This is a genomic window from Sinorhizobium saheli (assembly GCF_001651875.1).
Classification (GTDB): Bacteria; Pseudomonadota; Alphaproteobacteria; order Rhizobiales; family Rhizobiaceae; genus Sinorhizobium; species Sinorhizobium saheli.
Genome location: NZ_LNQB01000027.1, coordinates 1 through 11,066, shown reverse-complemented (window position 1 = coordinate 11,066; position 11,066 = coordinate 1). Strand labels below are relative to the sequence as shown.

Genomic DNA, 11,066 nt, shown 5'->3' with positions numbered 1-11,066 from the left:
GCTTTATGCGCGTGAATATAATCCGACCACGGAAATCCTCGAGCAGAGGCTTGCAAACCTTGAGGGGGCTGAAGCAGGCCTTGTCGTATCGACCGGGATGGCCGCTTTCGGCACTCTCATCCTCTCATTGCTATCGCAGGGCGACGAGCTCGTCGTTCACAAGACGCTCTATTCGAATACCGTCGCGATGGTTGAGCAGGGTCTGCCTCGCTTCGGCATCAAGGTCGTTCCCGTGGATTTGTCTGATCCGTCGAACCTCGACGCGGCTATTACGGAAAAGACGAAGCTTGTTTACTTCGAGACACCCGTTAACCCCTTGAGCGCCATTCTTGACATTGCGGCGATCGCAGAGCGCGCTCACGCGTATGGGGTGAAAGTCGCGGTGGACAGTACCTTCGCTTCTCCCGCACTTCAGCGGCCGATCGAGCACGGCGCCGATATCGTCCTGCACTCCCTGACGAAGTACATCAACGGGCATGGCGACACGTTGGGTGGCGCATTGCTTGGTGATGCCGAAACACTCCACCTCTTGCACGAGACGGGCCTGCGCTACATTACCGGCGCGACATTGTCGCCGCACTCGGCTTTCCTGATCATGCGCGGCCTGAAGACGCTCTCGCTTCGGATGGAGCGGCACAGCGCCTCGGCTCTGGCGATCGCCCGAATGCTCGAAGCGCATCCCGCCGTGTCTTGGGTGAGCTATCCCTTTCTGCATTCGCATTCCGATCATGCGATCGCGCGCAAGCAAATGGCGCAAGGGTCCGGCATGCTGGCCTTTGGACTTCATGCCGGTTTTGACGGCGCAAGGACAATGCTGGACCGCTTGAAATTGATGACGCGCGCAGTGAGCCTCGGCGACACCGACACGCTTGTCTATCATCCGGCCAGTATCACACGGGCACGCCAAACGATCCGGAAAGACGCCCACATGGTTTCGGGCATAGGCGACGACCTCATCCGGCTTTCGGTCGGCCTTGAGGACGTGAATGATCTGATGGGCGACCTGCGCCACGCCCTCCTGGCCTTGTGACACCCCCATCGGCGATTGCGAACACAGAAACACAGAACCGGACTCGGAGTATCGAATGGCTTTCTTGAGCGGGCTTTCCGCATTTCCCATCACGCCGAGTGATCGAGGCGGTCATGTCGACACTGCCGCGCTCAAAAGGCTTGTGACTCGGCTTTGCACCGCAGGCGTCGATTCCATCGGGCTTCTCGGCAGCACCGGAACCTACATGTATCTGTCCCGCGAGGAGCGGCGGCGGGCTTTGAGTGTGGCCATCGACGAAACCGGCGCGAGCATACCGGTCGTGGTGGGCGTCGGGGCCTTGCGGACCGATGAGGCGGTCAGACTGGCGCAGGACGCGAAAGCATCAGGCGCGGCCGCAGGTCTTCTTGCCGCCGTTTCGTATGCGCCACTCACGGAGGATGAGGTCTTTGAGCACTTCTCCACCGTCGCTCGCGAGAGCGGCCTCCCCATCGTGATCTATGATAATCCGGGGACCACCCATTTCCGCTTCACGGCTAACCTGGTGGAGCGATTGGCTCACGTGCCTGGCATCGTGGCGATCAAGAACCCGACGGAAAAACCCGAGGAGATTTCGAGCCACCTGGCACAGCAGAGATCCATGACCCCCAAGGGCTTCCCGATCGGCTATAGCGGGGACTGGAGTGCTGCCGAAGCCATGATCTGCGGAGCCGATACCTGGTACAGCGTTCTTGCCGGCATCCTTCCCGACGTTTGCCTGCGCATGGTGAGGGCAGCTCAAAACGGCGATGTTGAAGAGGCACGCCGCTTGGATGCCACACTTAGCCCGATCTGGGACCTTTTCAAGCAGTTCTCAAGCCTTCGGACGGTCTATACGATCGCCGATCTGCTCGGCGTCTCCAAGGCCGAGCCGCCTCGTCCGATTCTCCCTCTACCTGCACTTGCAAAAGAGAAGGTGGCTCACTGCCTTACCCTGCTCGAGCAGGACTTGGCTTGAGGCAAAGCAACGGCTGGCACCGGAGGATCACGAAGGCATTGCTTTACATTGTTTGGGCATTGCCCCGCGCTGATCGTCATCGGCCTGCTTGCAAGCGGTCGTGCCTCCACGCTCGTTACCGCGATCATCGGACTTACCGTGGCAATAGCGGAGACCACGGCAGCCTGGAAGACCGGCCGTCTTGCAATTCTCGCGGTGATGTCGATGGCAGAACCTCTGTCGGGGTCGGGCATCGCCGCGCAGTTAGGGCCGGAATCACCATGCCTTTGGAAAGGGAACCGTGGTCGTCACGTCGCTTGTTTTGGCCGGTTCGAAGCGCTGGCCAACAGCGGCAATGCTGCCAATGGCCTCTTCATGAGCTTCCAAGTCAGTCCTTAAGAGGAATGATAACTGAAAAAGATCCACAGCATGGATGGTTTCAAACGTGCGCTTCAAAGGCCTTGATCTAAATCTTCTCGTCGCGCTCGACGCACTGATGACCGAACGGAATCTCACGGTGGCGGCACGTAGCATCAATCTCAGTCAGCCCGCCATGAGCGCGGCCGTCGGCCGGCTAAGAGAATATTTTCGCGATGACCTGTTTACGATGAACGGTCGCGAACTTTGCCTCACACCGCGGGCCGAAGGACTCGCCCCGGTTGTCCGCGACGTTCTCCTGAAAATTCGATGCTCAATTATTTCTTGGGAGCCATTCAACCCAGCTCAATCCGACCGTCGTTTCAGGATCCTTCTCTCGGATTTCATGACGCTTGTCTTTCTTGATAGGGTTATCGCGCGTGTTGCACGGGAAGCACCTGCCGTCAGTTTCGAACTTCTGCCCCTCGATAATGACCCGAATGAGCTTCTCCGGCGCGGTGAAGTTGATTTTCTCCTATTCCCGGATCTGTTCATGGCGAACTCGCATCCTAGCGCGAAGCTGTTCGACGAAAAACTTGTATGCGTGAGTTGTCCCACCAACAGCGCGGTACCGCGGGAGCTTACATTTGAGCAATACATGTCGATGGGACACGTCGCAGTTATGTTCGGGCGCTCGTTGAGGCCTTCGATCGAAGAATGGTACTTGCTCGAACATGGAATTAAGAGACGCGTCGAAGTCGTAGTGCAAGGCTTTGGACTGATACCACAGGTGCTGAGCGGCACAAACCGCATAGCCACTATGCCCTTACGATTGGTCAAGTATTTTGAGAAAACGGTACCCTTGCGGGTCATCAATCTTCCGTTGCCGCTTCCTGCCTTCACGGAAGCAGTTCAGTGGCCCGCCCTTCATAACGGCGATCCGGCCAGTATCTGGATGCGCCAGATATTTATCGAGGAGGCGTCACGCATTCATAATGCATAGGAGACCCTGCGTTCACGTGCTGGTCATGTACGCGCCTGTCTGATGGCGCAGAGTGGTGGTCCAGGGCATCCAATTCTCCGCATTCTTCTCAAACCGCAGCGAATTGCAACAACTGAAACCACTCACTTTAATTTTCGGTCAGGCTCTAACGATCCAATGGGTGCTTCCACTGCACTCAAACCCGGCAATCTGGGCCGGAGGGGTGTTCAGACTTGATCTGTGCTTTTCGTAAGTACTATCCGGTGAGACCAAAACCTAGGGCATTCAAATTTCGATATGGCTACACGAACTGAACCACATCACTTCCGTATGGATATCGAGGGGCTGCGTGCCGTTGCCGTTTTGGGAGTAATCGCCTTTCACTTTGGCATGACCGGTCTGCCCGGCGGCTTTGTCGGTGTCGATATCTTCTTCGTCATATCCGGCTATCTCATCACCAGGCACATCCAGCTGGAAATCGACCGAACTGGATCGCTCGACCTCCTGCGTTTCTACGGGCGACGAGCTCGCCGGCTTCTTCCCGCATCCTGTTTCGTCATCCTGGCAACGCTCTTCTTCGGTTATTTCATTCTTTCGCCGCCCGAGCAGCAGCTCTATTCCAAGGGGTCGTTCTACGCGTCCGCCTATATGATCAACCTGTGGCTTATCAGCGCGGCCGTCGACTATTTCGCCCCGGATGCGTCCAATAATCCGTTCATCCACTTCTGGTCGCTCTCGATCGAGGAGCAATTCTATCTCGTCTGGCCGGCCCTCCTGCTGCTTTGCGCGCGGCTCCGCCCCGGCAGATACGGGCTTTATGTCCCGATGGCGCTGGTGGGCGTCATCTCCTTCGCCTTCTGCTGGCGCTATACCGTCATTTCCGAACCATGGGCATTTTACTTTTCACCGTTCCGGGCCTGGGAGTTCGCCTGCGGAGGACTCGCCTCGATAGTCTCCGAAGAAGCGGCCAAGCGCTTTCGGCTGACGCCCGTCTTCGGCTGGATCGGAATCGGCCTGATCATGACGGCCTATTTCGGCATGACAGAGGACGTGCCCTTTCCAGGACTAATTGCCCTGGTTCCGGTGGCCGGCACGGTGATGGTGCTTCTCAGCGGTACACGGACGGGCCTGGCGGGACCGCAAATCCTTCTTTCGCTTCCGCCGCTGCAATGGATCGGACGGATATCTTATTCGCTCTACCTCTGGCATTGGCCGGTGATCGTCTATTCCGGCATCTTGAAACCCGAGCTCACTATCTTCGAACGGTTCCTGTGCCTCGCGCTGATCCTAGGCCTCTCCGTCCTCAGCTACCGCTTTGTCGAAAACCCTATGCGGAGGAACCCCTGGCTTATGGCAACGACGAGCCGCTCCCTCGGTTTTGCAGCTCTTCTGACCGCGTGTGGCACAACAGTCGCCTATGGAAGCGCACGGCTGGCCAATCACAACATCGATCCCCAGCAGAACCTCATTCTCCAAAGCGCTGAGCGCGATTCGTCGGCCCGGCAGTTCGACGGTGGCTGTCTTCTCAACGCCCAACAGGTCCAACCTAAACCGTGCGTGTTCGGCGCCGAAAACGCCGGCAAGACAATCGTTCTCTTCGGGGATTCGCATGCCGACCACTGGTCCACGCCGCTGATCAGCATCGCTAAAGCTAACCGATGGCAGCTCGTAACCTATCTGAAATCTTCCTGCCCGGCGGCAGACATCACGATCTGGAATTCTATGCTCGTGCGGGATTATGACGAATGCGATCGGTGGCGGGAGCTCGCGATGCGCGAGATTGCCACACGCAAGCCCGATATGGTGATCATTTCGGAATATTCCTCGGCCTATGTCAAGAATGACATCAACATCATATCTGCCCACCAGATCGACGCCGCCACATGGGCTCGGGGGCTCCGCAAGACCGTGGACGCCCTCGGAAGCGCTGCCACCAAGATCGCCGTGCTGCGGGACGGGCCCGTGCACAAGACCTATCTCGACAAATGCGTCGCGCGTGCGCTCTGGCAAAAAAGGGGCCCCGAGACCTGTGACACGCCGCGCAGCGAGGCGATGGAAGAGATGATCCCGGACGCGGAAAGGAAAGCCATTTCGGATATCAGGAATGCTTCTTACGTCGACATCACCGACCTATTCTGCAACGGAACGACCTGCCCCGCCATGATTGGCGGCAAGCTGACTTTCCGCGACCGCCACCACATCGCGACCCCTTTTGCGGCGACGCTTGCCGGACCGCTCCAGCGGGAGCTCTTCGGAACGATGAATGCCGGCGCACCGACTAACTGACGCAGGGGTCACGTAGCCTGCAGTTGACAATATTCGCCGTGGGCGCCAAGGCCTAGGAATTTATCATTTTGCCCAAGCGCTGGATCGCGGGGCGGACTTTCGTAGGCTGGCCGATGCCGGCGGCTCGCCGAGGAATGGAAGCTTCAATCGCCTCATCCGAGGCTTGCCTGTTAACGCATCAATCCGGCGAACGGCACGAGCAATCGCGCGAGCCCAGAAATGGCTCCGCTGGCGCTGGTCACCGAGCTGATCAATCTGAAGATCAGGTAGATCAAGTAGCTCCAGTGGTTTCGGTCCCCGGCCAGATAGTTCTGCGCCCGAAAACAATGCGTTTGAGCTTATCCATAATATCTATGCCTGCCATCCAAACAATCTATTTTCCTGATTCTGTTCAATCCTGCATAGCAGAAGCATCTAATGTAGTGAGGCCGTCTGTCGAACCAGTTGGTCTCACCGCAACAGTCCGGCAGATACCGAGTTGGAGCGGCATTCCGACGGGACCATTTCCATTCTGCTCAACTGGATGTTTTTTGCGGGCCAGCTCGATGCCAATTTGGCTCAAAGTAAGAGGACAACCGTGATTGGCGGCAGCGAAGACGACAAGGCTCATGTAGACCCGAGTCCAGGTGACGTTGGGACCCTCGGGTTCCACACCCGCATCATTCACCAGGCATTTGACTCCAAAGTATTCAAGAGGACAGTTCAGCCGCAGGTGTTTACGGCATCGCCCTACGGTCTTGAGAACGCCGAAGCAATTGATCCTGCCGCGACGCTCGACGGTAGGTCTGGTGCCTGCGATGGGTTCGCCACTCCCCATTGCGGGAGTGACCGGGCCATGTCGGAAACGCCTGCAACTGTAGCGAGGTCCTTCAAGCACTACGTCAATGCATTTCGGCCGCACCAATGGCTAAAGAACGTGCTGGTGTTCTTACCGGCGCTGGCCGCACATAAACTCGATTGGCCGACGCTCCTTTTATCGCTGGAGGCGTTCGTCTGCTTCAGCTTAGTGGCTTCTAGCGTTTATGTCCTGAACGATCTCCTTGATGTCCGCGCAGATAGGGCGCATCCGCGCAAGCGATACCGTCCGTTTGCCTCACGCAGCATCCCCACTACACACGGACTGTGGATGGCAGTAGGGCTCATTCTTCCAGGTGGACTTATAGCAATCTCCATCGGTTGGGATTTTTTCCTGGTAGTGGCAGGCTATTATCTTGTGACCGCGGCTTATTCGCTGCATTTGAAACGACGCATCGTCATCGATATCTGTATTCTCGCAGGTCTCTATACCATACGCATCGTTGCAGGTGGCCTCGCAACATCAATTCCGTTATCGGTCTTGCTCATTGCCTTTTCAGTGTTCTTTTTTCTGTCGTTGGCTGCGGTAAAGCGACAAAGCGAATTGGTTGACAGCGCCGGGCGCGGCAGTCTGCAGGCTAGTGGCCGAGGTTATCACGTCAACGACCTGCCAATCATCTCGATGATCGCGGTTGGCGCAGGATACGTATCCGTGCTGGTGATGACATATTACGTGAATTCGCCAGTCGTAATGGAGCTCTATCCCCACCCTCAAATGCTTTGGGGCGTTTGCGCTGTCCTTCTCTATTGGATCACCCGCACGGTCATGGTGGCGCACCGCGGCTACATGCATGACGATCCGGTGATCTACGCCGCGAAGGATCGGACCAGCCAGGCCTGCCTAGTCATTATTCTGGTCTTCGTCGCAGGTGGAGTACTGACGTGAAACGGCAGGGTCTAACGGTACGCTATGCGGCATTCGCCGCCATCGCAACGGTAGTCAATGTCACTATGCAACATGCCGTCCTTCAGTTCGGGGATACGAGCGCCTTTTTTGCGCTTGCTATGAGCGTGGGCACCATTGCCGGCCTGTTGATCAAATACCCGCTCGACAAGTTTTGGATTTTCCACGATCAGGAAATCGGCCTCAAGAACGACGGGTGGAAGTTCTCGCTCTATACGGCAGTGGGCGGCCTCACCACAATTATTTCCTGGAGTGCTGAGGCGGCTTCTTGGTCGATCTGGAGAACTGAGCTGATGCGTGACTTGGGTGCTGTCATTGGTCTGACAATCGGCTACATGGTCAAGTACCAGCTAGATAAACGCGTCGTGTTTGCAGATCGGCAGTTGAGGATCGCTCCATGAAGCTCTCGGGTTGGGGAAGGTTTCCGGTCGTGGACGCGCAAGTCTATGTGCCCCGTGACGTCGAAGCTCTCCAGGAGCTTGTAGCTTCGAAGCCGAGCGTGATCGCGCGCGGCTGTGGCAGGGCCTATGGGGACAGCGCCATTAATTCGTCTGCAACAATCGATATGCGGCGTTTGAACCGAATGTTGGGCTTTGATCCGAAAACGGGGCAGTTGATCGCGGAAGCTGGAGTTGTTCTTTGCGACATCATCGCGGCTTTCCTGCCCCGAGGTTGGTTCCCGATGGTCACGCCGGGCACGAAGTTCGTGACGTTGGGCGGCATGATAGCCGCCGATGTTCATGGCAAGAACCATCGCAGGCATGGAAGTTTTCGGGGATGCGTGGACTGGATTGAGGTAATGGGGGCCGATGGCTCAATCCAGCGCTGCTCACGCGAAAGCCACGTAGAACTCTTCGAGCATACTCTCGGCGGCATGGGACTGACCGGAATTATTCTGCGGGCGGCAGTCCGATTGCGCGCGGTCGAAACTGGGTGGATCCGCCAGACAACAATACCTGCGCCGAACCTCAGATCAGCAATGACAGCTCTAGAACGGGCTCAAGATTCGACTTATTCAGTGGCGTGGATCGACTGCCTTGGGACGGGGGAAAACCTTGGACGCTCCCTTGTCTTCCTGGGAGATCACGCGAGCGCCCCTGATCTTCCAATACATCGCTCACTGCACCCTTTCGCTACGCCGGCTAAACGCAAACTTTCGGTTCCCTTCAATTTTCCATGCTTTGCTCTCAATCGGTTTAGCCTCCGGACCTTCAACTCGCTCTACTATCGAGTTGGCGCTTGGAATCGAGGTCAGCAACTCGTTGATTGGGATAGCTACTTCTATCCCCTCGACGCAGTTGCCGACTGGCATCGGATCTACGGTCGCAAGGGGCTTGCCCAGTTCCAGTGCGCTCTTCCCCTAAGCGGCTCGGAAGAAGGGCTTTCGGCCCTGCTCCAAGCGGTGGCCAAGGCAAGCGCTGGATCGTTTTTGGCCGTTCTCAAGCGGTTCGGTCCGCAGGAGAGCCGCATTTCATTCCCGATGGAAGGCTACTCCCTTGCTCTTGATTTTCCTATCACGGCCAAAATCTCTGACCTGTTGGCGAACCTTGACCGAATTACAATCGAGCACGGCGGGCGCTTCTATCTCGCCAAGGACAGCCGCATGTCTGCTGAAACGCTTCGTGCCTCCGATGACCGGGTCGGGAGCTTCGTCCGAATGAGGGCCGAGAGCGGCTGGAAGACCTCATTTCAATCGGCGCAAGCGGAAAGACTTGTGCTGTGACGAAGCCGTCCGTTCTTATCTTGGGTGCACGTTCGGATATAGGCAAAGCCGTGGCGCACAAATTTGCAGAGCTCGGCCACCCGATCCAATTAGCCGCACGGCAATCAAAAACGCTTGGTGCCGAAAAGACTAATTTGCAGCTCCGATATGGTGTCCCAGTAACCCTACACGAATTCGACGCACTTCTGACAGAAACTCACGCCCAGTTCCTGGCCATGTTGCCCGAGCTGCCCGAGATCGCCGTAAGCATCGTCGGCTTGATGGGAAGCCAGGAAGGAAGCGAGCGCGATCATCTCCTCGCCAGTTGCGTCATGCGTAGCAACTACGAAGGGCCTGCCAATATACTGGCATTGTTGGCCAACCGGTTCGAAGAACGCGGATCTGGCACTCTGGTTGGTGTCAGTTCGGTAGCGGGAGAGCGCGGCCGCGCGACGAACTACGTCTACGGCTCCGCGAAGGCGGGCTTCACTGCCTTTCTGTCCGGGCTTCGCAATCGTTTGGCGAAACGCGGCGTACATGTTGTGACGGTGCTACCGGGGTATGTTGCGACCAAGATGACTGAAGGCATCAATCTGCCCGCCAGGCTCACGGCGCAACCGAGTGAGGTTGCTGAAGGGATCGTGGTCGCGGTCAAGCGAAAGAAGGACGTCATCTACGTTCGTCCAGTCTGGCGTTTGATCATGCTGATCATCAGACTTATCCCCGAGGGGCTTTTCAAGGGGATAAGGATGTGATCCGCTTCGTTCCGACAAAAAAGCAAATAGAATACTTTATTGCGGGATCTTTCATCATTGCTGGAATGTTCGGCGTGATGTGGATTTTCATAACCCAGGATCCGGTCCAGGTGTCGAATGGCTTGGGGTGGGATGGGGTATACTACGACAGACTTCTTCGGTTCTTAGCTGCTGAGGACGGCCTGGGGTCGAGCATAGCCTTTCCATATTGCGCTCGCGTCGGGACACCTTGGATCCTCGTGAACATTCTCAATAATCGCTTCGGCTTTTATGGGTTCAACATTGTCGCGTCGGGGTTGTTCTCCGCTACTTTGCTTCTCGCAACCCGCTCACTCTGGCATGGGAGCATCAAAGGCCTGACGGCAGTGATAGCGGCGTCGACCTTCCTGTATTTTGCGCCGCTAAAATTTACAAGCTTCTATCCGGCCTACATGGACCCCCCATTTCTCCTTATACTTGCATTCTGCCTGGTTTTCATATTAAAGAAGAACTATTTCCTCGCAAGTATTATATGCATAGCGGGAATTCCTTTCAGGGAGGCTAGTTTTTATGTTTTACCACTGCTTGTAACGTTCTATCTCAAAAATACACAAAGAGACAACGTAGCTTGGTTAACATCTGTATCTATTATCATGTTAGGGTATGCTCTAAAAGAACTGATGCTTTTAGTTTCTGATTGCGAGTCTCAGTCGCAACTCTTTACCGCACTCTTTTGGTTCTATCGCTTTCTATCTGAGCCCACTCATGTCTTAGGCTCGTTCGCTGCTATATCCCTTACCCTCGGACCGCTATACGTCGTTTTGGACAAGCAGACATTTAACCACATTAAATCGGACGACACTGTGATATTTTCAGTAGTCGCATCAGTATACGTCGGGATCTTGTCCATAATTGGCGGATCGGACGTGACGAGGATATTTTATAGTTTTCTGCCCCTCTATGTACCTTTATTAATAAAGTCTTTCAGAGTATCAAGCCCAACATCGTTTGCCCTTGCCTGCTTTGGGTGGCTGCTCACAAATCATATGCTCCAGAAGTACGAACAGCCGATCTCCGAAGGGCCTAACAGTGACATTTCAGGCTTCTTTGCTCAGTTTCCCGATTATGCCCATCCCACTATAGCCTTGGTTGTTTTGGGGATATGGATCATTTTGGCGATGTCGAGGAGACTAATTGAGCCACTAGTGGATGGAATCTAACACTTGGTGCCCACGTTTGACGGCAGCGATGATTTTGTCGGGATCGGCGGTCCAAGTGAAGG

The 11,066-nt window shown here is 55.9% G+C and carries 10 protein-coding genes; all 10 read left to right on the top strand.

Annotation, left to right across the window (positions count from 1 at the left end; all coding sequences use genetic code 11):
* Window positions 1-1,030: trans-sulfuration enzyme family protein (locus ATB98_RS00385; protein WP_084435148.1), on the top strand; the 1,030-nt coding region annotated here is incomplete at its 5' end.
* A 55-nt stretch (window positions 1,031-1,085) separates the two neighbouring features.
* Window positions 1,086-1,985 (top strand): dihydrodipicolinate synthase family protein, encoded by a 900-nt coding sequence (locus tag ATB98_RS00380; RefSeq protein ID WP_066867623.1) that lies wholly within the window; start codon window positions 1,086-1,088, stop codon window positions 1,983-1,985.
* A 48-nt stretch (window positions 1,986-2,033) separates the two neighbouring features.
* On the top strand, window positions 2,034-2,363 hold the full coding sequence (locus ATB98_RS00375; protein WP_066867620.1) for a hypothetical protein: 330 nt from the start codon (window positions 2,034-2,036) through the stop codon (window positions 2,361-2,363).
* 46 nt (window positions 2,364-2,409) lie between these two features.
* Entirely contained in the window at window positions 2,410-3,324 is a 915-nt protein-coding gene (locus ATB98_RS00370) for a LysR family transcriptional regulator (RefSeq protein ID WP_066867630.1), read from the top strand.
* A 276-nt stretch (window positions 3,325-3,600) separates the two neighbouring features.
* Window positions 3,601-5,589, top strand: a complete 1,989-nt coding sequence (locus ATB98_RS00365; RefSeq protein ID WP_066867618.1) for an acyltransferase family protein — start codon at window positions 3,601-3,603, stop codon at window positions 5,587-5,589.
* 478 nt (window positions 5,590-6,067) lie between these two features.
* Complete coding sequence (locus tag ATB98_RS00360; protein WP_066867615.1) at window positions 6,068-7,330, top strand: UbiA family prenyltransferase; 1,263 nt, start codon at window positions 6,068-6,070, stop codon at window positions 7,328-7,330.
* Window positions 7,327-7,749 (top strand): GtrA family protein, encoded by a 423-nt coding sequence (locus tag ATB98_RS00355; RefSeq protein WP_066867612.1) that lies wholly within the window; start codon window positions 7,327-7,329, stop codon window positions 7,747-7,749. Before ATB98_RS00360 ends, ATB98_RS00355 begins: the two co-directional genes overlap by 4 nt.
* A complete protein-coding gene (locus ATB98_RS00350) occupies window positions 7,746-9,071 on the top strand; it encodes an FAD-binding oxidoreductase (protein ID WP_066867609.1) in 1,326 nt (441 codons plus the stop codon). Before ATB98_RS00355 ends, ATB98_RS00350 begins: the two co-directional genes overlap by 4 nt.
* Window positions 9,068-9,805: an SDR family oxidoreductase gene (locus ATB98_RS00345; protein ID WP_066867606.1), complete on the top strand. Its 738-nt coding sequence runs from the start codon at window positions 9,068-9,070 to the stop codon at window positions 9,803-9,805. The genes ATB98_RS00350 and ATB98_RS00345 overlap by 4 nt, the downstream gene beginning before the upstream one ends.
* A complete protein-coding gene (locus tag ATB98_RS00340) occupies window positions 9,802-11,004 on the top strand; it encodes a hypothetical protein (RefSeq protein ID WP_066867603.1) in 1,203 nt (400 codons plus the stop codon). The genes ATB98_RS00345 and ATB98_RS00340 overlap by 4 nt, the downstream gene beginning before the upstream one ends.
* Window positions 11,005-11,066: the final 62 nt, after the last annotated feature.

What these genes read in the sequence shown, in the direction of transcription:
- ATB98_RS00380 (WP_066867623.1), top strand. Translation starts at nt 1,086, where the DNA reads ATGGCTTTCTTGAGCGGGCTTTCCGCATTTCCCATCACGCCGAGTGAT.
- ATB98_RS00365 (WP_066867618.1), top strand. Translation starts at nt 3,601, where the DNA reads ATGGCTACACGAACTGAACCACATCACTTCCGTATGGATATCGAGGGG.
- ATB98_RS00350 (WP_066867609.1), top strand. Translation starts at nt 7,746, where the DNA reads ATGAAGCTCTCGGGTTGGGGAAGGTTTCCGGTCGTGGACGCGCAAGTC.